The sequence below is a fragment of the Brucella sp. LJL56 genome (genome assembly GCF_054871705.1).
Genome location: NZ_JBTXLQ010000001.1, coordinates 1,466,247 through 1,488,140, shown reverse-complemented (window position 1 = coordinate 1,488,140; position 21,894 = coordinate 1,466,247). Strand labels below are relative to the sequence as shown.

The following is a 21,894-nucleotide window of genomic DNA, read 5'->3' as shown; positions in this document are numbered from 1 at the left end:
TCATTTTCAGGGTCTGCGGATAAGCGTCGGCAGATCATAGAGATAGGCAATTCGCTTGATTGCATCCTGAAGCGGTTCCAGTGTGACCGTCATCGTATGACCGCTCGCATGGATCAGCATGTCGGGGGAGGCGCAGATGGCGACATGGCCCTTCCAGAAGACGAGATCACCGCGCTTCAGGTTCGAATAGGACGCATCGGGTTCGACGATTTCGCCAAGCGTATTCTGCTGCATGTCCGAATCGCGCAGAACCTCGCGGCCTGCCACCCACATGGAAAGTTGCACGAGGCCGGAGCAATCGATGCCGAAGCCCGACGTGCCGCCCCACAGATAAGGCGTGTGAAGAAGGGTTTCTGCGACGGACACATAGTCCGCGGCATGTTCACTGACTGGCGCAAGGTGGCTGGCGATCAGCGCCTCGCCGCTTTCCAGAAGTGCGTATTTCGTGCCCCGCGTTTCTGCCGCGCCAACGATACGCACGCGTGAACCGAGCGATAGCGCCTTGGTATGGGGAAAGCGAAGATCAGCGCCGGGATAAACGAAGGTGCGTGGCACGATGACCAGATGTGTTTCGATTCCAGCGGGCTGTTCCAGCGCCGCAGAGGAGACGTAACCCGTATAGCCGTCGCGTTCTGCCTGCACCCACGACCAACCGTCCATCTCCTCGAAGACGCGGACGTGATCGCCAAAGATCATCTGTGTCTGCGGTCCGCTATCCATACGCGGTTCGGAGCGCAGATCGACAACGGACGCAGAAACCTGCATCGGTGTTCCGGCGGTGAAACGCGCCGCTTCCACCTGACCGGTCAGCCGTTCATCGGCGAGATCGGGGCGATAGGCGTTGAGGCGGCGGTCGAGCATGGTCAAAGTGGTAACTCCCTGGCTTTGGCGATCACCAGATCACCCAGTCTTTCAACATAAAGTGCACCGGCGACAGTCCTCTTCATTAGCACATTTCGCCGGTCTTTTTCATCACGATGCCGGGAGACGAGCTCAAGCGCGCCCATCGTGTCGAGCGCGCGGGTAATCACCGGCTTGGTGACGTTCAGTTTTGCTGCAAGTCCCCGCACAGTATGCGGCGGGGGCTCCAGATAGATGGTCAGGAGAATGGCTGCCTGTCGCGTCGTGAGATCGGGCATCTCGTCACGCACCTGTTCCAGCGACAGGGTTCTCAGCAATGTCAGCGCCTGCAACGGCTTCAGCTCAATTGGCATCCGGTTCCACCAAAACGGGGATTGTTTCGGAACCGTTTTATTCAATCCGCTTTCGGCGTTTCAGGCAAGCGAATTCATCGCGCGGGGTATCGTTCCTTCAAAAGCTGGTAAAGTGCGCGAATGGCTTGCGCCTCTCCGCCGACTGGCGAGGCGGGTTTTTCGACCGGCACCCAGCCGAAAATGTCGAAATGCACCCATGCTCGAGCCTTTTCGACAAATTTATCGAGGAAGAGAGCTGCCGTCACCGATCCGGCAAAGCCATCGGTGGTGACATTGTTGATGTCGGCGATCCGCGAGGACAGCTTTTGCGCATAGGGCTTCCAGAGCGGCATCCGCCATAGCGGGTCTGCCGTCACATCCGCGCTTTGCGCAATCGAAGCGGCAAGTCCGTCATCATGCGTATAGAATGGCGGCAGGTCGGGGCCAAGCGCAACACGCGCAGCCCCCGTCAGCGTTGCCATGTCGATCAGGAGTGCAGGCTCTTCTTCATCGGCGAGCGCAAGCGCGTCGGCAAGAACCAGACGGCCTTCCGCATCGGTATTGCCGATTTCGACGGTCAGCCCCTTGCGGCTTTGCAGCACGTCACTCGGACGGAAGGCATTTCCGGCAATCGAATTCTCCACTGCCGGGATCAACACGCGCAGCCGCACCGGCAATTGCGCATCCATGATCATGGAGGCGAGGCCCAGCACATTGGCAGCTCCGCCCATGTCCTTCTTCATCAGAAGCATGCCGCTTGCCGGTTTGATGTCGAGACCGCCGGTATCGAAGCAGACACCCTTGCCGACCAGCGTGATTTTCGGATCGCTTGCCTTGCCCCAACTAAGATCGATCAGGCGTGGCGCAATAGCACCAGCTCGACCGACCGCATGGATCATCGGAAAATTCTTCTCCAGAAGCGCATCGCCTTCGGTGACGGCAATGTCGGCCTTGTATCTCTTCGCCAGTTCGCGAGCGGCATTTTCGAGAGCATCCGGCCCCATATCGTTGGTCGGTGTGTTGATGAGATCGCGCACCAGTTTGACCGCATCGGCAATGCGGCTGATTTCGGCCTCATCCACGCCATCCGGCAAGGCAAGGCGGATAACCTTGCCGTTTGCCTTGCGATAGCGCGTAAAACTATAGCCCCCCATCAAGAAGCCCAGAACTGCAAGCGCCGCGTCATCGATCGCACCGTCAAGATGCCAGTCTCCGTCCGGAAGACCGCGCGCAAGCTTTCCGGCCAGAAGTTGTGACTGACTGCCCTTTTCCTCATCCCCTGTTCCAAAAAGTGCACCCGACACCGATCCACCAGCACCGGGAACGACGAGGACACGACCAGCTTCGCCGTCAAAGCCATTGGCCTTGGCCCATGCAATTGCATCGGCGGGAAGGCTGGAGGCTTCCAATCCGCCTTTCGGCGTAAACCAGATCGGGCGGCTTTGTTCGGATTTTCGGGAAAGAAGTTCGACAGACATGATGCTCTTTCTGACCAGTAAGCGATGTCCGGCAAAAGCGCTGGGGTTTTGTCGGAAGTTTATAAAAACAAACAGATAGCGCATCCCGAAAAGTGTGAAACGGTTTTCGGATAAGATGCGCGCTAAAACAGACAGATAGCGCGATTATTGCCGTGCGGAAACAGAAACCGCAATCGCTTTATTAACCAATCATTAGGGTTAACAGATTATTGATTTAACAGGAATTGGGCTTGAGGGTGACTAAAGCATGTTGGATGCGCGACACGCTTTAGCAGGAGAGGCGGGATGCTGAACATCGTTCGAAAAGACGCTATCGCACCACGTCTCGGCTTCGTCTGCATTCTTTCGGTACTTATACTTTCCGGCTGCACATCGGTTGACCGGACCACGACCGGTTCAGTGCGGCGCGCGGCAACCGTCGCCACTTTCGATCACATGAACGACGCCCAGCTTGCAGCCATGGCCGGGCGGCTCGGCGCGCAATATGAACGCAATCCGAAGGATCGGCAGACAGCGCTCAACTATGCCAACGTGCTGGCTCGCCTTGGCCGCAACGATCAGGCGCTGGCTGTGATGCGGGCGCTCGCTATCGTCCATCCGAAGGATCAGACCGTTCTTGCGGCTTATGGCAAGGCGCTTGCAGGCGCTGGCCAGTTCGACGGCGCGCTTGATGCCGTTCGCCGTGCACAGAACCCGGCCTATCCCGATTGGAAACTGGTTTCTGCAGAAGGTGCCATTCTCGACCAGATGGGCCGGAAGGAAGAAGCGCGCGCGACTTATCAGAAGGCGTTGCAGCTTCAGCCGAATGAACCGTCCATCATCTCCAATATGGGGATGTCTTATCTTCTGGCCGGTGATGCGCGAACGGCGGAAACCTATTTCAAGCAGGCTGCAGCCGCGCCCGGTGCGGACAGTCGTGTGCGTCAGAACCTAGCCCTTTCAGTCGGCCTGCAGGGGCGTTTTCAGGAAGCCGAAGCGATTGCCGCGCGCGAGATTTCTCCGCAGCAGGCCAAGGCCAATACGGATTATCTCCGCTCCATGCTGGCGCAGCAGAATTCCTGGAACATGCTCAAGGACAAGCCGAAGGGCTGATTTCTTCGATCAGATCGCGCTTAGTTGCCGCCGAACAATCCGCCCTGCGCCGAAATCTGGATGAAGGCCGGGCCGAGGATAACGATAAAGAGCACGGGCAGGAAGAACACGATCATCGGCACGGTGAGTTTCGGCGGCAAGGCCGCAGCCTTCTTTTCGGCTTCCAGCAAGCGCAGATCGCGGCTTTCCTGAGAAAGCGTGCGCAGCGCCTGTGCGACCGGTGTGCCGTAACGCTCCGCTTGAATAAGCGCCTGCGTTACGGATTTCACCGGCTCCAGACCCGTGCGATTGGCGAGATTGTCATAAGCCTGGCGGCGTTCCGGCAGGAATGAAAGCTCGGCATTGGTCAGCATCAATTCTTCGGCAAGCTCCACGGACTGAATGCCGATTTCATCGGCCACCCGGCGAAACGCAGCTTCCGTGGACATGCCTGATTCGACGCAGATCAACATCAGATCGAGCGCATCCGGCCATGCGCGGCGGATGGATTGCTTGCGCTTGGTCGCCCTGTTCGAAACATAGAGATTGGGTGCATAGAAGCCGGCATAGCCTGCGAAAATGCAGACAAGCAGGCGAACGAAGAAGGTTTGATCGGCAAGGACACCGAGCACGAAAATGTAGATGGCGGCGACTATCATCGTGCCGAAAGGCAGCACAAAGCGCAGGAACAGAAAGATGTTGAGCGGGTTCTGCCCCCGGAAGCCTGCCTGCCTGAGCGAAGCAATCGTCTTTTCATCGGCAAGCGCACGCTTGAGGTCAAGTTTTTCGACGAATTCGCGGATGCCCTGCTTTTGCTGATGGCGCAGGCTGTTGCGACGGTCGCTTTCCGCAGCAAGGCGGGCACGCTCACGCGAGCGAATGGCTTCACGTTCGGTAGCAACCGATTTCATCCGCGACTTGAGCGCACTGCCGCTCAGAACCGGCATGAGGATCGTCACCACGGTTGCAAAAACCGCAATGGTAATCAAAGCGCCGATTAGAAACTGCGGGTCGGTCAGTTTTTGTGTGAGGAGAGAAAACATGTCCGGTGCCTCACATATCGAAGTTGATCATGTTCTTCATAATGAAGATGCCGGTCAGCATCAAAACGGCTGCAATGCCCAGAAGCATATGGCCGGTCGAAGAGGTGAAGAGCAGCGTCATGTATTGCGGGCTGGTCAGGTAGACGAGAAACGTAACGATGAAGGGCAGGGTGCCGATGATCGCGGCAGAAGCCTTGGCTTCCATGGATAGCGCGTTGACCTTGGCTTTCATCTTCTTTCGATCGCGCAAAACCTTCGAAAGGTTGTTGAGCGCTTCGGAAAGATTACCACCTGCCTGGGATTGAATCTGGATGACGATGGCGAAGAAGTTGGTTTCCGGGCACGGCATGGAATCAGGCATTTTACCAACCGCTTCGGGGATCGAAAGTCCGATCTGCTGTGCTTCGACAACCTTCTTGAACTCGCCTTTGACCGGCTCCACCGCCTCGCTCGCAATGAGCCTCAGACCGTCATTAAGCGGAAGCCCGGCGCGGGTTGCGCGTACGATGACATCAAGTGCGTTGGGAAATTCTTCGAGGAACTTCTTCAGCCGTCGCTTGCGTTTCTGCAGCACGAACCAGCGCGGCAGGCCGAAGAAACCGGCAATGGCGATGCCCGGCAGGAAAAGCAGCGGCGCGCCAAAGATCAGCGCGATGAATGTTGTGAGAAACGCGGCCACACCGGAATAGGTGTAGAATTTCTGCAAGGTCAGATTTAAGCCCGCCTGTGCCAGAAGAATGCGCAGCGGCGGATATTTCTGGTTCTTCTCGCGTTGCTTCTGCCGCGCTTCCAGATCCTTGATGTTGTCCTGCAACTGTCTGCGGCGCTTCAATATGTCGGCGTTTCTGTCGCGCTCGCTGCGTGTTATCGCCCGTTCGGAACCGCTGTTGCGCACGGTTTCGAAGCGCCGTGCCGCGTGATCCTTCTTGCCGAGCTTTTCATAGAAAAGCGCATAGAACAAAGCCGCGCAGGCGATGACGGCAAGTACGATGAACATCAAAATGCTGGCGCCGGAACCGGTCATGCATTTGTCCTTTCCATGCTGTCGAGCACGGAAGCAAGGCGGCTGTCCTCATTGTAATAGCGGGCGCGTTCCCAGAAGGCAGGACGTCCGATGCCGGTCGAGCTATGACTGCCGAGAATGCGGCCGGAAGCGTCTTCACCCTTGATATCGTACAGAACCAGATCCTGGGTGATGATGACGTCGCCTTCCAGTCCCACCACTTCGGTAATGTGCGTGATACGGCGTGTGCCGTCGCGCAGGCGTGCGGCCTGAATAATGATATCGACCGAGCCGACGATGATCTCACGCACGGTTTTTTGCGGCAGCACATAGCCGCCCATGGCGATCATGGCTTCCATACGATTGAGGCATTCACGCGGGCTGTTGGAATGGATTGTCCCCATTGAACCGTCATGGCCTGTGTTCATGGCCTGCAAGAGGTCGAAAACCTCGGGGCCGCGCACTTCGCCGACGATGATGCGTTCGGGACGCATGCGCAGGCAGTTCTTCACCAGATCGCGCATGGTGACTTCGCCTTCGCCTTCCAGATTGGGCGGGCGGGTTTCCAGACGCACCACATGCGGCTGCTGCAATTGCAGTTCAGCCGAGTCTTCGCAGGTGATGATGCGTTCGTGCGTGTCGATATAGCGGGTCAGGCAGTTGAGAAGCGTCGTCTTGCCTGAACCGGTGCCGCCCGAAATAATCACATTGCAGCGCACACGGCTGATGATCTGCAGCAGCTCCGCTCCGGCATTCGATATAGCGCCGAATCGCACCAACTGGTCGAGCGTCAGTTTATCCTTGCGGAATTTACGGATGGTCAGGGTTGGGCCATCGAGCGACAACGGCGGCGCGATAACGTTGACGCGAGAGCCGTCTGGCAGACGGGCATCGCAGATTGGGCTCGATTCGTCGACGCGGCGCCCGACCTGACTCACGATACGCTGGCAGATGTTCAGAAGCTGTTGGTTATCACGGAAACGGATACCTGTTTCCTGCAGCAGGCCGTCCACTTCGATATAGGTCCGGCGCGAACCGTTGACCATGATGTCGGCAATGTCGTCGCGGGAAAGAAGCGGTTCCAGCGGGCCGTAGCCCAGAACGTCGTTGCAGATATCATCGAGCAGTTCCTCCTGCTCGGCAATCGACATGACGAAGTTCTTGATGGCGATGATGTCGTTGACGATATCGCGGATTTCCTCACGCGCGGCGTCCGGCGCCATGCGGGAAAGCTGCGACAGGTCGATTGTGTCGATCAGTGCCGAGAAGACCTGCGATTTGGTGTCGTAGTAACTTTCGGTCTTTTCGCGGCCCTGTGTACCTGGCTGGGCGGGAGATCGGGCCTGTGTCGTCGGGACGGCGGCCTGCATACGGGATGGTTGGACTGCCGGCTGGGCCGGAGCGGATATTGCAGCCGAAATGGCAGGTTTCGGCGCAGCCGGTCGCATTCCGCTTTCCGGCTTGTTTCCCGTATCGTTGCCTCTTCTGCCGAACATGATTTCCTGCCGTTACTTGGTCTTGCGTGCAAACTTGCCGAGAAGGCTCGAAATGCCGGTCTTCTTGCGGGGCTGCACATCGGCCCTGCCGGTCACAACATGCGCAATATGGCTGATGGCTCCCGCAACCGGGCTTTCTGGATTGGTTTCGGCGATCATCCGGCCATTGTTGGCTGCGTTGCCGAAAAGTTGCGGGTCGAAGTCGATGGTTGCGATGGGATCGATGCCGAGCGGCTCGGAAAAATCGGCGAGCGCGATTTCCGGTCGTTTGGGCATACCCATCTGATTCAGGACGAGATGCGGCTTCACATCGTTCGGGCGCAGTTGTGCCAGTGTGTCGAGAAGGTTCTTCGTGTTGCGCAGATTGGCGAGATCGGGCGTGGCGACAATCACCACTTCGTCGGCACGCATCAATGTGGTACGGGTCCAGCCGCTCCAGCCATGTGCCACGTCCAGCACGATCAGCGGAGAATTGCGCTGTGCAACATCGATCAGCTCGGCAAAGGCGTCCTCGCCGAAATCGAACGTGCGCTCCAGGCTGGAAGGGGCAGCGAGGATCGACAGATGGTCGCCATACTGAACAAGCAGCCGGTCGAGATAAACCTCGTCAATCCGTTCCGGCGAGAAGACGGCGTCGGCGATGCCGAGCGTCGGGTCCTGATCGAAATTGATATTCGCCGTGCCGAAAGGCAGATCCATATCTGCAAGCACGACGTCGTGCCGGAACAGATCCGAAATCGACCAGGCGACATTGTGTGCGATGGTCGAAGCGCCGACACCGCCTTTTGCGCCGATAAAAGCGATGGAACGCCCCAGCGGCTCCGCGCCGGGATCGAGAAAGATCGAGGAAACGATGGCCAGAATGTCTGCGAGCGCGACCGGCGCCACGATATATTCCGAAACGCCCCGGCGCAGCAGTTCGCGATAAAGCCAGACCTCGTTGGAATGGCCGATGACCATGACTTTCGATCCGGGATCACATACCTCCGACAATTGCTGCAGTTCTTCAAGCAGCACATTAGGCTCGGAGGACGATTCGACGATGATCAGATTGGGCGTGGAGGCGGTCTGATAAAACTCGATTGCAGCCGCAACACCACCCATCATAACCTTGAGATGCGTCTTTGCCATGCGCCGGTCACCGCCTGCGCGCTCAATCGGGATGGCAACGCTTTCGTTGACGCAAAACGCTTGGATCGAAATGCGCGGAATGGGGCGCACATTTTCAAGCATGATCGGCGCGCGGCCCGTCTCGATGCCCTGTTCTTCTTCCGCCGGTTCGAACGCGAAGTTGCTCATGGCGCCCTCTTAATAATTGGCCTGTTCACTGCGAGGTTCGCGCCAGTTTCTCGTTTGTGCCGGCGACATTTTCACATAGCCCTGATCGCCATTGAGACGTTCCGTCGTGCGATCCGAATCGATGGGCGACATAGCCCGCGGCCCAAGAAGATCGGCCGGATTGGCAACCTGTGCGGCAAGATTATTCTGCGAGGCGCAGCCGAAATTGGCGTAGTGCTTGTTTTCAGGTGTGCTGGCGAGATCGTCTGGCCAGCGTCCGCACGGTGTCGTACCCGCCGTCATCGCGTAATAGCTGATGCGGATGGGCGCTGCCGCATCCGGGCTTTCAACCGGATAATTCTCAATGGCAATATTGTTCGCCTTGATGCCGCCGTGCCGCAACACGGTAGACACCTCGGTGCTCAGCCGGTAGGCCGCAGCCTGATTGGATGCACCTGATGGCACCAGAACATAGAGCATGCCGGAGCCGCCGCGCCGATAATTGGCGATGGCTCCCTGAATGATGCCGCGCTGCATCGGGCTGAGCTTCTGGTCGGTCTGCGCGACCGGAATATCGGTGACCTGTTCCCGTTCGGCAATCGTGATGGGGTGATTGGTGCGATAATCATCCGGCAGGGCACCGACGGTGACGTGCTGGCGATTCGCGCAGCCCGCGAGAAGGGCCACCGACAAGGCGAGGAGCGCTGGTCGGGCGGAAATCCTGCAAAAGCCTCTGACTGAATAGGTCATGATCTGTCCCCGCTCACTTGTAGATATAACCGACGACGCCGTTGTAGCGACCGGGCGGCAGTTTGGTTTCCATCGTGCCGTAAACGCGATTGACCTTGCCAAGGATGTATCCTGCGCCATCGCTGGCCGGGTTGAGATTGTCGTCAGGTCGCGCAAGCTGCTGGCGGGCTACGGGACGCGCCAGATAAGGCGTCACGATCACCACCAGTTCGGATTCATTGCGGATGAAATCCTTGCTGCGGAACAGCGCGCCGAGAACTGGAATCTTGGTGAGGCCCGGAAAGCCTGAAACAGACTGGCGCACTTCATCGCGGATCAGGCCGCCGATCATCATGGAACCACCGGACGGGAGTTCGACCGTCGTGTCAGCCACACGCTTGCGCAGCGACAGAATGCTTGCGCCGACGCCATCCATCTTGTTGGTCGTGCCTGCGCCTTCCGTCGTCGGTTCGGAGACGGAGGTTCTGATTTTCAGGCTGATGCGTCCCGGTCCCAGCACGGTCGGCATGAATTCGAGACCGATCCCGTAGTTGATCTTGGCCAGCTCATTGGTGCGCTTCCCGTCGTCATCATATTTCACGCTGTTGATGACGTTATACTCACCTCCGACATTGAAAGCCGCTTTTTCGCCTGAGATCGCGGTCAGCGTCGGCTCGGCGAGCGTCTTCATCACGCCGGCTGATTCCATCGCCCGCAGATAGGCGGAAAAGTTGCTCGTCGCGAGGCCGAACCCGGTATCGGACAGGTTGTTGCCAATGGCTCCGGCAATACTCTCGGAAATTCCGCCATAGGAGATACCATTCGAAACGCCACCGCCGCTCATATTGACGCCAAGCTGCTTCATGACCGAACGGCTGACCTCGGCGACGGTGACTTTCAATGTCACCTGATCTTCGCCAACAATAGTGAGCATGTTGACAATGGCGCTTTGACGACGTCCCCAGTCCGGGTTGTTGATGGCGACGCCCCCGCCATCGGTTGGAGCCGAAGCCGTGGTCGAGTATTGCCCCGTCGTCGCTTCGCCACCGGTTACGAAAAGACCGGCGAGCTTTGCGGCCTGCGCCGAATCTTGCGGGGTCTGCACGGTTCCGGTCAGTACCACATTGTCGTTGATCAATTCGACGCGAATTTCGGAACCGGGAATGAGACGCTTGAGCTGGGCGGAAAGTCCGCTCACATCACGCTCGATTTCGACATCGATGGATGCGACTTGCTCGCCATTCGGACCGAAAACGAAAATATTGGTCTGCCCGACCTGTTTGCCGAAAAGATAGATGCGCCGCGACGTACGCGTCACTGCATCGGCAATGGTCGGGTTGGAGACGAGAACGTCATAGGCATCCTGCGGAAGATCGAGAACCACCGACTTGTTCAGGCCAAGCTTGATCGTCTGTGAACGCTGCTGGCCTCCGACCTTGACGATACCAGCCGCCGCCATGGCGGACATATCCGAGAGTGGCAGTGAAAATGCGGCAAGCGCGCTGGCTACCAGCGCGATTTTTGCCGAATAAGGGCGCACGCGTTTTATCTTTCTCATGAGCGCGGTCCTATTTCTGTAACGCTGCCGGACTTGATGACCTTGACCGTCCCGCTGCGGGTCGGCGAGGAAACCAGATAATCAGCCTGCTTGATATCCTTGTCCTCAACGTCCTGTGTCGAACGAAGCGCCAGCGTCAGACGGTCAGCCATCTGTTGGGCGACGGTGATGATTTCGGCCTGTTCCGGCGTGACTTCGAGGGTCGCGGTCTGGCCGACCATGACCTTGCGGCCCTGCTCGTCTTCCTGAATGGCCTGATCGATGGCCAGAACGCGCACGTTCTGCAACACGGTTTCCGTGGTGAAGGGTGTCAGTGATTTGTCGCCATTGTCCGGCTTGCGGCGGGTCATGATGACGTCAACAAAATCATTGGGAAGAATAAAACCGCCAGCCGAACTCTCGGCATTGATCTGCGTCGCGACGGCGCGCATGCCGGGCGGCAGGATCGACGACATGAAGCTCTGCCCCGGACCGATGAGCTTGGTCTTGCGGATCGGCTCGCCCGTGAAGAACTGCAGCCGTACGGTTGCACCGCTTAGCTGATTGATGGCGTCGGGTTCGCTTGTGCGGGTGATGTAGCCGTCGCTGACTGCATCCACAGGCCAGGGCTGCCAGCGCATCTGCGATGTCAGTTCTGCGCCGACACCAAGGTTTTCGGTGGCGACGAGCACGTCTTCCAGTTTCATCTGCGGTGTTTCAGGCGCGGCGACAATGGGTGCGGGCGGCGGTGCGGCGAGGTTCATGGCAATATAGCCAGCCCCACCAGCCGCAAGAACGGCCACTCCTAAAATGAGCAGTCGAGCTGATTTCATGATGTGCCCCGCGCAAATCCCCACGTCACGATGACGTGTTCCAAAATTGCACTGGCAATCGTGTAATTATGGTTAATATAATCTTATTCGAATAAAGAAAGATTGGGAGTACACGTAAGCGTTGCGTATAAATTCGCTCAAAATGCTCCCGCCAAATAGGCCTTCACCGATTCGCCAACCGGCGACAGCGGAAACGTCCAGAGACCGGCAGCGCCGAGAGCAATACCGTAGGGAATGCCCACATCCTTGCGGGCGAGCGTTCCCATGAAGGAATAGCGATCGGCCAGGAGCGGGCGTGGGATCATTCTGTAGAGAATGAGTGTGAGCGTAAGAATACCGCCGAGGATCGAAACCATCACAAGATAATCCAGGAGGCTGATCGTGGGGCCGAACCACAAGGCCGTTGCCGCGATGAGCTTGGCGTCGCCGCCGCCCATGGCGCGAAGGCAGAAGAGCGAAAAGGTGATGATCAGCGTGATACCACCGACACCGAGATGCCAGGCATAATCGGAAAGAGGAAGCCCCAGGAGTGGGGCGAGCAGGACAAAGCCGAGTGTCAGTCCGATCGAAACGCGGTTGCGGATGGTCATCGAGGTCAGGTCGGTGATCATGGCGGTCACCATTGCCAGAGCGAAGATTGCCGTCATGGCTGCTGCTGTCATTGCCGATGCCCCCGCGTCGCCTGTCATCCCACCATTTGGCACCGTTTGCACGGAATTACGCTATAGTGACTAGCGGTTTGTTGCCTGTTCGAACCGTATGGCCGTGTCGCTGAATTTTTCGCCGACATTTCCGGCCACGAGCGCTACGCCGCTGATGATCGCAATAGAGACGAGCGTGCCGATCAGCGCATATTCGATCGCTGTCGAACCGGCCCTGTTCTTCATGAAACGCGTCATCAATGTCGGCATCGCATGCTCCTCGCTGTTCCGATCGCGCTGGTTTTTAGAATGCGCTTTAAATTCGGATGCGCTCAAGCATAGGAGAGAGGAATTGTGGCCCTCTTAACAATCAGGGTTAATGAAGTGTTTCGGGGCTTGGAAAGCCGCGACCGTTGCGTGATTGGTTAATGTCTGGCGAATTGCGGATACGGCCTGCACGGAAGGGTAGTGACTTAATTCTTCCTTCACCAATCCCGTTCATTCTTTGCTCATTATATTGGTGGGGCTCATTATATCAGCGGCCCCGTTCTATCAGCGGGGAATGTCGCGTGGCGCGTCGTTTGTTTTCTTTGGGCGGCTTAGGCATGGTATCTGCCATGGGCGTTGCGTTTATGGCCGTCTTTGTCGCCGCACCGGCGTCTGCGGAAGACTATATTGCCCTTGAAACAAGTCAGGCCCGCATTCTGCGGCTGGCGCGTCCTGCCGACAGCGTGGTGATCGGGAACCCCTCGATTGCCGACGCGGTTGTTCAGGATGCGCAGACCATCGTTCTGACCGGCAAGGATTTCGGCGTAACCAATATCGTCGTCATGGACAAGCAGGGCGAACCGATCCTCGACCGGGAACTGGTGGTTTCTCGCAATGCACGCGGAACGACACGGATTTACCGTCAGGCAGAAGTACAAACGCTTTCCTGCACACCCTATTGTGAAAAAGCCTCGACGAAGAACGGCTTTGACGACAAATAGCAATAATCATGTGTGAGTTCCTGCTTCCGTTAATACTCTTTCAGGTTGTCCTGTTGTAACGATACGCCCAACTGAATTCATGTGGAATTGGGTGGGGTTATGACTTCCGGGATTTTGGCGCGCCACCTTGCAGGTGTGAGCGTGAACTTGCGCCGTTTCGCTCGTGCGCAAACCGGTGTGGCGGCGGTGGAGTTCGCGCTGCTCATCGTTCCGTTCCTGATCATCGTCTTTGCGACGATCGAGGTCGGCGTGAGTTTTGCGGCACGTCAGGTCATAGCCAATGCGACGGAGACAGTAGCGCGCAGATTGCAGACAGGCCAGATCAGAGGGGCTGGGATCAGCGAAGAAACTCTCCGCACCGAACTGTGCCAGCAGATGCAGTTCATGGTTGCACAAGACTGCCCCAATCTTTCGTTCAATCTGGGAACCTATGAGGGTTTCGACAAGGTTCCGACGGACCAGATTCTCGATGGCGAGGGCAAGCTGACGCGGACAGGCTTTACCGGGACGAGCGGGACGTCCACGATCAACCAGCTCAACGTGGTTTATGCCTGGCCCGTATTGACGAACATCCTCTATCTGATCGGGAGCCCACATGCGGCAGGCGGCACCATGCCGCTTTTTGCTACCCTCACCTGGCAGAACGAGCCCTTCCCAAATTGAAACAACCGATGCGCACCCGGACACCGTTTTACCCTTTTCGGAATGCGCTCTGGAGCGATCGATTGTCATGCGTAACTATATTCGGAAATTTCGGTACGATCGGCGCGGGGTGGGAGCGGTTGAATTCGCCCTGATCGTCCCGCTCTTGCTTCTGATTTATCTAGGCTCCGTCGATCTTGCCGATGGGATGGACACGAACAAGAAAGTGTCTCGCTCGGCGAGCAGTCTTGCCGATTTGGTCGCCCGACAATTGTCGGTAACGCCGGATGACTTGAACGATATGTTCAATATCAGCCGCGTGTCCCTTCTGCCCTATGGTCGGAGCAGTCCGAAGATAAGGATCACGGCAATCAGGATCGAAGGAACGGCAACCGCCAACAATCTGATGCCGAAGGTCGACTGGTCCTATGCCAATGTCGCGGACTTCGTCGTAAAAAAGGGTACTGTCGGCGATCTTCCCTCAAGCCTCGTGGGAGAAGGGGCGTACTTCATCAAAGTCGATGTCGAACTTGACTACAAGCCGCTCAATGCATGGATTTCCACCAGCATTCCGATGAGCGAAACCTATTATCTGGCACCGCGCTATACCAACACAATTCCCTGCACCAAATGCTGAACATCTTGGCATTATGGGCAAAACTGAACATATAAGGGCAGAGCCGATATACGGCACTTGTTCAGGATCAGTTTTCAATGCCCGAATTGCCAGAGGTCGAAACGGTTCGCCGTGGTCTGCAGCCCGTCATGGAAGGGGCGACCGTCAGCCAAGTCGAACAGCGGCGCCCGGATCTGCGTTTTCCTTTTCCCGATCGATTTGTCGAACGGCTTTCTGGTCGTCGCATTTCAGCACTCGGTCGCCGTGCGAAATATCTGACGATCCATCTTGACGACGGCCTTTCCGTCATCAGCCATCTCGGCATGTCGGGTTCGTTCCGCATCGAGACGGATGACGATGGCGGCACACCGGGTGCGTTTCATCACGAGCGCTCCAAGCTGAGCGCGCATGATCATGTGGTGTTTCACCTTCTGCGTGCCGATGGCGCTCCTGCCCGCGTGGTCTACAACGATCCACGCCGCTTTGGCTTCATGCTCTTTGCCGAGGAAGGCACGCTCGACAGTCATCCGTTTCTGGCAAGCCTCGGCATCGAGCCGACAGGCAATCTGCTTTCCGGCGCTGTCCTGACGGAACTCTTCTCGGGGCGCAAAGCGCCGCTCAAAGCTGCTCTGCTCGATCAGCGGCTGATCGCCGGTCTTGGTAATATTTACGTCTGTGAAGCGCTCTGGCGCAGTCACCTGTCACCCATGCGCGCCGCCGGGTCCATCACGCAGGATCCCGAAGCCGTTGAGCGGCTGGCTTCCGACATACGCTCTGTGATCGCTGATGCCATTGCTGCGGGCGGCTCGACTCTCAAGGACTATATTCAGGCAGACGGCGCGCTCGGTTATTTCCAGCATTCCTTTTCTGTCTACGGGCGTGAGGGCGAACCGTGCAGAAATCCCGCCTGCAACGGCATTGTGGAACGGGCAGTTCAGTCGGGGCGGTCGACTTTTTTCTGCGCTTCCTGTCAGCAATGAGGCCTTGAAAAAGAAGCTGCGCCGGTCCACTTTGCCCGCCAATAAGCTTGCCGTTGAAGGAGGAGTTCAAATTCATGGCCTATGAAACGATCATCGTCGAGACACGTGGCGGCGTCGGCCTCATCCGCCTCAACCGCCCGCAGGCGCTCAATGCCCTCAATCGCAAAGTGCTCGACGATCTGACGGAAGCTCTCGGCGCTTTCGATACGGATGGCAAGATCGGCGCAATCGTCCTGACGGGCTCCGAAAAGGCTTTTGCCGCTGGCGCGGATATCAAGGAAATGCAGCCGATCGATTTTGTGGATGCCTATCTTCAGGATATGTTCGCCGACTGGCAGAAGGTGGATCGGGTTCGCAAGCCGATCATCGCAGCGGTCTCCGGCTATGCACTTGGCGGAGGCTGCGAGCTGGCCATGATGTGCGATTTCATTATCGCGGGCAGCAACGCCAAGTTCGGCCAGCCGGAAATCACGCTCGGCGTGATGCCTGGCATGGGCGGCTCGCAGCGTCTCACGCGCTATGTCGGCAAGTCCAAGGCGATGGATATGTGCCTGACGGGGCGCATGATGGACGCGGCGGAAGCAGAACGCAGCGGTCTCGTCTCGCGGGTTGTCGCGCCGGAAGAGCTTCTGGACGAGGCATTGAAGGCCGCCGAACGCATCGCATCCTTCTCACGCCCGTCCGTGCTGATGGTCAAGGAAGCAGTCAACCGTACTTATGAAATGACGTTGAGTGAAGGACTTCGCTTCGAGCGTCGCCAGTTCCATTCGCTATTCGCGACGGAAGACCAGAAGGAAGGCATGGCAGCCTTCATCGACAAGCGTACGCCAGCGTTCAAGAATCGCTGATTGGTCGGCTGGCGGTCGAAAGGCCGCCCCGATGACCGCTGTCCGGAAGCCTCCAAGCTGCTTTTGGCAGGCTTTCGGGCCGGGTTTGCGGGTTTTTGATCGCGCCATGGGGCAGAATCCACGTTGACGCCGCGCCAAAGCTGATCTATAAGCCCGCCACGGATCGGCGGCCCCCAGGGATCTTCAAGGGATTTTCTCGGCTGCCCTAGAGGTTTTGTGCCCGGCGGTTTATGCCCCTGGCTAGCTGACAGAAAAAAGAGAGGCATTTATGGCCAATACTCCTTCGGCCAAGAAGGCAGTGCGCAAGATCGCTGCCCGCACCGAAATCAACAAGTCCCGCCGTTCGCGCGTTCGCACCTTCGTGCGCAAGCTGGAAGACGCTCTGCTGAGCGGCGACAAGCAGGCTGCGGAAGTCGCTTTCAAGGCTGCTGAGCCCGAACTGATGCGCGCTGCTTCCAAGGGCGTGATGCACAAGAATACCGCTTCGCGTAAGGTGTCTCGCCTTGCCCAGCGCGTTAAGGCTCTGAACGCCTAAACATTCATCCATTCTTATGGATCAGTTTCGAAACCCGGCTCATTGTTAGCCGGGTTTTCTTTTTTGAGCGATTTTCGGAGAACTTGTGTTCTTTCACTCCACCTTGAATTGTAGAGATATTTCAATGCCTAGCTGGAATATTTCGGAGGGCGGTCAATCGTGTTCCCACGGATTTAGCCAGTGTTTTCAAAAGGTTGTAGATTCTTATCCACTGTTATCCACAGGCTGGTTTAGGGACTCGGAAGGGGGTTTGAGTCAAGGGAAATTTTTAAATTTATTTTCAGGCAGAACATATCAGGACCACCTAAAAATTGCCCTCTGAAAACGCATTGAATCCAAAGGTGTTATTTCGCTGGCATCCGATTCCCTCGATTTGCCAAGCCCCCCTGCAAGGGCTTTCAGCAAAAAAATGTGGCTTTCTGAGGCTTGCCCTTTGCGGCGAGGCTTCGCTAAAGTCAGGGCATAAGAGGGGTGAGCCACCGGCTCGGAGTTAGCATCAAATAGAGAGTTTGTTGGCGTGGGCGTCACGGCCCGCGGGTGTTATATTCTGGTCGTAAGGTACTGTTCCTCATGGTTGTTTGCTTACCGTTCATTAACCGGAATGCCGTTTTAGGCATGTCCCCGACAATTGAATGGTTGTGGCGGATTTCGTTCCGGGCAATCAGCCTCCGGTAAAAGTGTTGTGAGTCGTAAAAAGGTCGCCGGGAAGGAGTATCCGGGTGTTGGTCCTGATGGGACCGTTTGAGTTTGTGTTTGGCCCAGAGCTGTAGAGCCGGGCTTTGTGAGTGAGTACCTGTCGGACAGGACGGATAATAATCCGCAGTTCGGACAGGAAAAAAATGACAAGCGCCGAAAAAGGGCGCGTACGAATGTGAAGGCAGGCGAGACGATGGCAATGATGACCGGCAAATCGACGGCAACGACGGGTGATGATGCACATGCGAACCGCGTCCGCGGATCTTCTGCTACCGGAAACGACAAGAGCCTGGTCGAGTTGAGCGGCAATGCCGGTGACGAGGTTTTCGAGCGCCTGACGGCAAAGCTGAAAGCCCGCGTCGGAACCGAGATCTATTCCAGTTGGTTCGGTCGTCTGAAGCTTGACGACATCTCCAAGAGCATTGTTCGCCTGTCGGTTCCGACGGCTTTTTTGCGCTCCTGGATCAACAATCATTATTCCGAACTTCTGACTGAACTGTGGCAGGAAGAAAACGCCCAGATTCTCAAGGTTGAAGTTGTCGTTCGGGGTGTGAGCCGGGTGGTGCGCAGTGCAGCTCCGGTGGAAACCTGCGATGCGGCAGACAGCAAGCCCGCCATCGCTCCGCGCGAAAAGATGGTGTTTCCTCTTGGACAGTCTTTTGGCGGGCAGACTTTCGGCGAAAAGCGCGGCTCTGCAGTGGTTGCAGAATCGGCTTCGGGCTCGGTTCTGGGGTCGCCGCTCGACCCACGCTATACGTTCGACAGCTTTGTCGACGGCGCATCGAATCGCGTGGCGCTTGCCGCAGCCCGCACCATCGCGGAAGCCGGTTCCAGCGCCGTGCGTTTCAATCCGCTTTTCATCCATGCTTCTGTTGGTCTCGGCAAGACGCACCTTCTGCAGGCAATTGCCGCCGCTGCGCTCCAGCGTCAGGAAAAGGCTCGCGTTGTCTATCTGACGGCTGAATATTTCATGTGGCGCTTCGCAACCGCAATCCGCGACAACAATGCGCTGTCCTTCAAGGAACAGCTACGCGATATCGACCTTCTCGTCATTGACGACATGCAGTTCCTGCAGGGCAAGTCGATCCAGCACGAGTTCTGCCATCTCCTGAACACGCTGCTCGACAGCGCCAAGCAGGTCGTGGTTGCTGCCGACCGCGCGCCTTCCGAACTGGAATCGCTCGATGTCCGCGTTCGTTCGCGTCTTCAGGGTGGTGTTGCGCTCGAGGTGGCGGCTCCTGACTACGATATGCGGGTCGAGATGCTGCGCCGCCGTCTGGCTGCTGCACAGGCAGAAGATTCGAGCCTTACCATTAGCGAAGAGATTCTCTCTCACGTTGCCCGCACCGTCACCGGATCGGGCCGCGAACTGGAAGGCGCTTTCAACCAGCTCCTGTTCCGCCAGTCTTTCGAGCCGAATATTTCCATTGATCGCGTCGATGAACTGCTGGGCCATCTGACCCGCGTTGGCGAGCCAAAGCGTATCCGCATTGAGGAAATCCAGCGCATTGTGGCACGTCATTACAATGTCTCGAAGCAGGATCTGCTGTCCAACCGCCGCACGCGCACCATCGTCAAGCCGCGTCAGGTAGCGATGTATCTCGCCAAGATGATGACGCCGCGCTCCCTGCCGGAAATCGGCCGCCGCTTCGGCGGACGCGATCACACCACGGTTCTTCATGCCGTGCGCAAGATCGAGGATCTGGTTGGAGCCGACACCAAACTGGCGCAGGAACTCGAGCTTCTGAAGCGCCTCATCAACGATCAGGCTGCCTGATCGGTAAACCATCCCCGCTATCAACGGTGGTTATCAACAAAAAGCCCGGGCCCTGTCGCTTTCCGACACGGCGCGGGCTTGCTTTTCTCCTTAAAAATCTGCCACTTTAACGGACCTTCTGGCGCCTCTGGCGCCTTATCGACAGGGGCCGCCTGCCTGCCCGTCAGATGCAGTTGCCCTGTCCCAGCGAGCGAGTGCGTTTGAACATGCGTGTTACCCTAGAGCGATCGAACCTTCTCAAATCTCTCAACCACGTCCACCGCGTCGTGGAGCGTCGCAACACGATACCGATTCTGTCGAACGTGCTTTTGCAGGCTGAGGGCGCAAGCCTCGCACTCAAGGCAACCGACCTTGATCTCGAGGTCAACGAAGCGACTGCCGCCATGGTGGAGCAGGCTGGCGCGACGACGGTTCCGGCGCATCTTCTCTATGACATCGTCCGCAAGCTGCCGGATGGCGCTGAAGTCATGTTGTCGACCAATCCGGATGGTGGTTCCATGTCGGTCATTTCCGGCAAGTCGTCCTTCCGTCTTCAGTGCCTGCCGCAGTCCGATTTCCCGGAGCTGACCGCAGGCGCCTTCACCCATTCCTTCCGGATCGAGGCTCAGGCGCTGAAGCGTCTTATCGACCGCACGCAGTTTGCGATCTCGACGGAAGAAACCCGTTATTACCTCAACGGCATTTTCTTCCACGCCATCGAAAGCGACGGCGCCCTGAAGCTGCGCGCCGTCGCGACCGACGGTCACCGCCTGGCACGCGCCGAACTGGAAGCGCCGTCCGGCACGGAAGGCATGCCGGGCATCATCATCCCGCGCAAGACGGTTGCCGAACTGCAGAAACTGGTTGATGTGCCGGATATGGTCGTCACGGTCGAACTGTCTGATGCCAAGATCCGCTTTACCGTTGGATCGGTGGTCCTCACCTCGAAGCTGATCGACGGCACCTTCCCGGATTACCAGCGCGTGATTCCCTCCGGCAACGACAAGAAACTCACCATCGGTCGCCAGGAATTTGCGGCCTCCGTGGATCGCGTCTCGACCATTTCGAGCGAACGTGGCCGAGCGGTCAAGCTTTCGATTGCCGACGGCCAGCTAACGCTGACGGTCAACAATCCCGATTCGGGCAGCGCGACCGATGAGCTGGCTGCAGATTATGATTCCGATCCGCTGGATATCGGCTTCAATTCCAAATATCTGCTGGACATTACCAGCCAGCTTTCGGGTTCGGATGCCGTCTTCATGCTGGCTGATGCCGGCTCGCCGACGCTGGTGCGCGATACCGGCGATGAAGATGTGCTGTACGTTCTCATGCCGATGCGCGTCTAAAGTACTCAAGCGTGAATATGTCTGAGCCTGATCAAAGCCGCCCGGACCGTGTTTCGATCCGGCGGCTTAAGCTGGTCAATTTCCGCAACTATGCAGAATTGTCGCTGCCGCTTGGTCCCGGCCATGTGGTGCTGACCGGTGAAAATGGTTCCGGCAAGACCAACCTCATCGAAGCGATTTCCTTTCTATCGCCGGGGCGCGGCCTGCGCCGCGCCGCCTATGACGATGTCGCACGCACCAACTCGCTCGACGGTTTTGCCATTCATGCGGCACTCGACTGCATGATCTATGGAGAGGCTGAAATCGGGACCGGCACGACAGGCGGTGGCGATGGCGGTCGCAAGGTTCGTATCAACGGTATTGCGGCCTCTGGCGATGATATGCTCGATTACGCGCGCATCCTCTGGGTCGTGCCATCGATGGATGGGCTTTTCACCGGAGGCGCTTCTGATCGCCGGCGTTTTCTTGATCGCATGGTGCTTGCCATCGATACTGCTCACGGCAAGCGCGTGCTCGATTATGAAAAAGCGATGCGCAGCCGAAACCGGTTGCTGAACGACGGCAATAATGACGACCAATGGCTGGATGCGATTGAAAGCCAGATGGCGGAACTGGGCACGGCTATTGCCGCCGCCCGTGCTGAAGCCATGCGCCTGATCGCGGCCATGATCGAACGGCTGCCAGCCGAGGGGCCCTTTCCAAAAGCCGATTGCTTTCTGGAAGGGACACTGGAACAGAGAATCAGTGTCGAGGCGGCACTTGATCTCGAAGAAGATTTCCGCCGTACCCTGCGCGATGGCCGCGCGCGAGACCGGTCGGCAGGCCGCACGCTCGATGGCCCGCATCGCACCGATCTGATTGTTCAGCACAGACCCAAAGCCATGCCAGCCGCGCTTTGTTCCACAGGCGAGCAAAAGGCACTGCTGATCGGTCTGGTGCTTGCCCATGCGCGACTGACGGCAGAGCTTTCCGGCATGGCTCCCATACTCCTGCTCGATGAAATTGCCGCGCATCTCGATACCGGTCGCCGTGCGGCACTATTTGGCATCCTCGATGAGCTTGGCGGACAGGCTTTTATGACCGGGACCGATCGCGCGCTTTTCGAAGCGCTTGAAGGGGAGGCGCAGTTTTTCAACGTGTCGTCTGGCACGCTCACGCGGCTCTGAGGCAAAATATCCGCTGAC

The 21,894-nt window shown here is 57.6% G+C and carries 22 protein-coding genes; 10 read left to right on the top strand and 12 right to left on the bottom strand.

Features of this window, described 5'->3' with window-relative positions; translation table 11 throughout:
• Positions 1–6: 6 nt before the first annotated feature.
• From ACYSN1_RS07150 to ACYSN1_RS07140, 3 genes are all read right to left on the bottom strand, one after another.
• Positions 7–861, bottom strand: a complete 855-nt coding sequence (locus tag ACYSN1_RS07150) for a C40 family peptidase (protein WP_461725294.1) — start codon at positions 859–861, stop codon at positions 7–9.
• A gap of 2 nt (positions 862–863) precedes the next feature.
• Positions 864–1,214, bottom strand: coding sequence for a MarR family winged helix-turn-helix transcriptional regulator (locus ACYSN1_RS07145; protein WP_461725004.1), 351 nt, complete (start codon positions 1,212–1,214; stop codon positions 864–866).
• 74 nt (positions 1,215–1,288) lie between these two features.
• The gene (locus ACYSN1_RS07140; protein ID WP_461725003.1) at positions 1,289–2,671 is read right to left on the bottom strand and encodes a leucyl aminopeptidase family protein; all 1,383 of its coding nucleotides are present in this window, start codon (positions 2,669–2,671) and stop codon (positions 1,289–1,291) included.
• A 285-nt stretch (positions 2,672–2,956) separates the two neighbouring features.
• Between ACYSN1_RS07140 and ACYSN1_RS07135 the strand changes: the two genes are divergently transcribed.
• Entirely contained in the window at positions 2,957–3,763 is an 807-nt protein-coding gene (locus tag ACYSN1_RS07135; RefSeq protein ID WP_461725002.1) for a tetratricopeptide repeat protein, read from the top strand.
• Between the two features lie 20 nt (positions 3,764–3,783).
• Here the strand turns inward: ACYSN1_RS07135 and ACYSN1_RS07130 are convergent, their stop codons facing one another.
• From ACYSN1_RS07130 to ACYSN1_RS07090, 9 genes are all read right to left on the bottom strand, one after another.
• Positions 3,784–4,785 (bottom strand): type II secretion system F family protein, encoded by a 1,002-nt coding sequence (locus ACYSN1_RS07130; RefSeq protein WP_461725001.1) that lies wholly within the window; start codon positions 4,783–4,785, stop codon positions 3,784–3,786.
• A gap of 10 nt (positions 4,786–4,795) precedes the next feature.
• Complete coding sequence (locus ACYSN1_RS07125) at positions 4,796–5,809, bottom strand: type II secretion system F family protein (protein WP_461725000.1); 1,014 nt, start codon at positions 5,807–5,809, stop codon at positions 4,796–4,798.
• Complete coding sequence (locus tag ACYSN1_RS07120; protein WP_461724999.1) at positions 5,806–7,284, bottom strand: CpaF family protein; 1,479 nt, start codon at positions 7,282–7,284, stop codon at positions 5,806–5,808. Before ACYSN1_RS07120 ends, ACYSN1_RS07125 begins: the two co-directional genes overlap by 4 nt.
• 12 nt (positions 7,285–7,296) lie before the next feature.
• Complete coding sequence (locus tag ACYSN1_RS07115; protein WP_461724998.1) at positions 7,297–8,583, bottom strand: AAA family ATPase; 1,287 nt, start codon at positions 8,581–8,583, stop codon at positions 7,297–7,299.
• 9 nt (positions 8,584–8,592) lie between these two features.
• Positions 8,593–9,312, bottom strand: a complete 720-nt coding sequence (locus ACYSN1_RS07110; protein ID WP_461724997.1) for a CpaD family pilus assembly protein — start codon at positions 9,310–9,312, stop codon at positions 8,593–8,595.
• 13 nt (positions 9,313–9,325) lie between these two features.
• Positions 9,326–10,849, bottom strand: coding sequence for a type II and III secretion system protein family protein (locus tag ACYSN1_RS07105; RefSeq protein WP_461724996.1), 1,524 nt, complete (start codon positions 10,847–10,849; stop codon positions 9,326–9,328).
• Positions 10,846–11,661, bottom strand: a complete 816-nt coding sequence (cpaB, locus tag ACYSN1_RS07100) for a Flp pilus assembly protein CpaB (protein WP_461724995.1) — start codon at positions 11,659–11,661, stop codon at positions 10,846–10,848. Before cpaB ends, ACYSN1_RS07105 begins: the two co-directional genes overlap by 4 nt.
• Before the next feature lie 137 nt (positions 11,662–11,798).
• On the bottom strand, positions 11,799–12,323 hold the full coding sequence (locus ACYSN1_RS07095) for an A24 family peptidase (RefSeq protein ID WP_461724994.1): 525 nt from the start codon (positions 12,321–12,323) through the stop codon (positions 11,799–11,801).
• Positions 12,324–12,392: 69 nt separating this feature from the next.
• On the bottom strand, positions 12,393–12,572 hold the full coding sequence (locus ACYSN1_RS07090; protein WP_461724993.1) for a Flp family type IVb pilin: 180 nt from the start codon (positions 12,570–12,572) through the stop codon (positions 12,393–12,395).
• A gap of 335 nt (positions 12,573–12,907) precedes the next feature.
• On the opposite strand from ACYSN1_RS07090, the gene ACYSN1_RS07085 reads away from it, so the two are divergent.
• The 9 genes from ACYSN1_RS07085 to recF all read left to right on the top strand — a co-directional run bounded on the left by ACYSN1_RS07085 (position 12,908) and on the right by recF (position 21,876).
• Positions 12,908–13,291 carry a pilus assembly protein N-terminal domain-containing protein gene (locus ACYSN1_RS07085; protein WP_461724992.1) on the top strand — a complete coding sequence of 128 codons (384 nt, stop codon included), beginning with the start codon at positions 12,908–12,910 and terminating at the stop codon, positions 13,289–13,291.
• A 99-nt stretch (positions 13,292–13,390) separates the two neighbouring features.
• On the top strand, positions 13,391–13,954 hold the full coding sequence (locus ACYSN1_RS07080; protein WP_461724991.1) for a TadE/TadG family type IV pilus assembly protein: 564 nt from the start codon (positions 13,391–13,393) through the stop codon (positions 13,952–13,954).
• A 67-nt stretch (positions 13,955–14,021) separates the two neighbouring features.
• Positions 14,022–14,570 carry a TadE/TadG family type IV pilus assembly protein gene (locus ACYSN1_RS07075; RefSeq protein WP_461724990.1) on the top strand — a complete coding sequence of 183 codons (549 nt, stop codon included), beginning with the start codon at positions 14,022–14,024 and terminating at the stop codon, positions 14,568–14,570.
• Between the two features lie 77 nt (positions 14,571–14,647).
• Complete coding sequence (mutM, locus tag ACYSN1_RS07070; RefSeq protein ID WP_461724989.1) at positions 14,648–15,529, top strand: bifunctional DNA-formamidopyrimidine glycosylase/DNA-(apurinic or apyrimidinic site) lyase; 882 nt, start codon at positions 14,648–14,650, stop codon at positions 15,527–15,529.
• A 74-nt stretch (positions 15,530–15,603) separates the two neighbouring features.
• Entirely contained in the window at positions 15,604–16,377 is a 774-nt protein-coding gene (locus ACYSN1_RS07065) for an enoyl-CoA hydratase (RefSeq protein WP_461724988.1), read from the top strand.
• 268 nt (positions 16,378–16,645) lie between these two features.
• Entirely contained in the window at positions 16,646–16,912 is a 267-nt protein-coding gene (gene rpsT, locus ACYSN1_RS07060) for a 30S ribosomal protein S20 (protein ID WP_010657809.1), read from the top strand.
• Positions 16,913–17,807: 895 nt separating this feature from the next.
• The gene (dnaA, locus tag ACYSN1_RS07055; protein WP_461725293.1) at positions 17,808–19,385 is read left to right on the top strand and encodes a chromosomal replication initiator protein DnaA; all 1,578 of its coding nucleotides are present in this window, start codon (positions 17,808–17,810) and stop codon (positions 19,383–19,385) included.
• Positions 19,386–19,591: 206 nt separating this feature from the next.
• Complete coding sequence (gene dnaN, locus ACYSN1_RS07050) at positions 19,592–20,710, top strand: DNA polymerase III subunit beta (protein WP_140020644.1); 1,119 nt, start codon at positions 19,592–19,594, stop codon at positions 20,708–20,710.
• Between the two features lie 17 nt (positions 20,711–20,727).
• On the top strand, positions 20,728–21,876 hold the full coding sequence (gene recF / locus ACYSN1_RS07045) for a DNA replication/repair protein RecF (RefSeq protein ID WP_461724987.1): 1,149 nt from the start codon (positions 20,728–20,730) through the stop codon (positions 21,874–21,876).
• Positions 21,877–21,894 lie beyond the last annotated feature (18 nt).

Bases quoted from the DNA above. Each gene is read 5' to 3' on its own strand.
- ACYSN1_RS07150 (WP_461725294.1), bottom strand. From the start codon at position 861: ATGCTCGACCGCCGCCTCAACGCCTATCGCCCCGATCTCGCCGATGAA.
- ACYSN1_RS07145 (WP_461725004.1), bottom strand. From the start codon at position 1,214: ATGCCAATTGAGCTGAAGCCGTTGCAGGCGCTGACATTGCTGAGAACC.
- ACYSN1_RS07140 (WP_461725003.1), bottom strand. From the start codon at position 2,671: ATGTCTGTCGAACTTCTTTCCCGAAAATCCGAACAAAGCCGCCCGATC.
- ACYSN1_RS07135 (WP_461725002.1), top strand. From the start codon at position 2,957: ATGCTGAACATCGTTCGAAAAGACGCTATCGCACCACGTCTCGGCTTC.
- ACYSN1_RS07130 (WP_461725001.1), bottom strand. From the start codon at position 4,785: ATGTTTTCTCTCCTCACACAAAAACTGACCGACCCGCAGTTTCTAATC.
- ACYSN1_RS07125 (WP_461725000.1), bottom strand. From the start codon at position 5,809: ATGACCGGTTCCGGCGCCAGCATTTTGATGTTCATCGTACTTGCCGTC.
- ACYSN1_RS07120 (WP_461724999.1), bottom strand. From the start codon at position 7,284: ATGTTCGGCAGAAGAGGCAACGATACGGGAAACAAGCCGGAAAGCGGA.
- ACYSN1_RS07115 (WP_461724998.1), bottom strand. From the start codon at position 8,583: ATGAGCAACTTCGCGTTCGAACCGGCGGAAGAAGAACAGGGCATCGAG.
- ACYSN1_RS07110 (WP_461724997.1), bottom strand. From the start codon at position 9,312: ATGACCTATTCAGTCAGAGGCTTTTGCAGGATTTCCGCCCGACCAGCG.
- ACYSN1_RS07105 (WP_461724996.1), bottom strand. From the start codon at position 10,849: ATGAGAAAGATAAAACGCGTGCGCCCTTATTCGGCAAAAATCGCGCTG.
- cpaB (WP_461724995.1), bottom strand. From the start codon at position 11,661: ATGAAATCAGCTCGACTGCTCATTTTAGGAGTGGCCGTTCTTGCGGCT.
- ACYSN1_RS07095 (WP_461724994.1), bottom strand. From the start codon at position 12,323: ATGACAGCAGCAGCCATGACGGCAATCTTCGCTCTGGCAATGGTGACC.
- ACYSN1_RS07090 (WP_461724993.1), bottom strand. From the start codon at position 12,572: ATGCCGACATTGATGACGCGTTTCATGAAGAACAGGGCCGGTTCGACA.
- ACYSN1_RS07085 (WP_461724992.1), top strand. From the start codon at position 12,908: ATGGTATCTGCCATGGGCGTTGCGTTTATGGCCGTCTTTGTCGCCGCA.
- ACYSN1_RS07080 (WP_461724991.1), top strand. From the start codon at position 13,391: ATGACTTCCGGGATTTTGGCGCGCCACCTTGCAGGTGTGAGCGTGAAC.
- ACYSN1_RS07075 (WP_461724990.1), top strand. From the start codon at position 14,022: ATGCGTAACTATATTCGGAAATTTCGGTACGATCGGCGCGGGGTGGGA.
- mutM (WP_461724989.1), top strand. From the start codon at position 14,648: ATGCCCGAATTGCCAGAGGTCGAAACGGTTCGCCGTGGTCTGCAGCCC.
- ACYSN1_RS07065 (WP_461724988.1), top strand. From the start codon at position 15,604: ATGGCCTATGAAACGATCATCGTCGAGACACGTGGCGGCGTCGGCCTC.
- rpsT (WP_010657809.1), top strand. From the start codon at position 16,646: ATGGCCAATACTCCTTCGGCCAAGAAGGCAGTGCGCAAGATCGCTGCC.
- dnaA (WP_461725293.1), top strand. From the start codon at position 17,808: ATGATGACCGGCAAATCGACGGCAACGACGGGTGATGATGCACATGCG.
- dnaN (WP_140020644.1), top strand. From the start codon at position 19,592: ATGCGTGTTACCCTAGAGCGATCGAACCTTCTCAAATCTCTCAACCAC.
- recF (WP_461724987.1), top strand. From the start codon at position 20,728: ATGTCTGAGCCTGATCAAAGCCGCCCGGACCGTGTTTCGATCCGGCGG.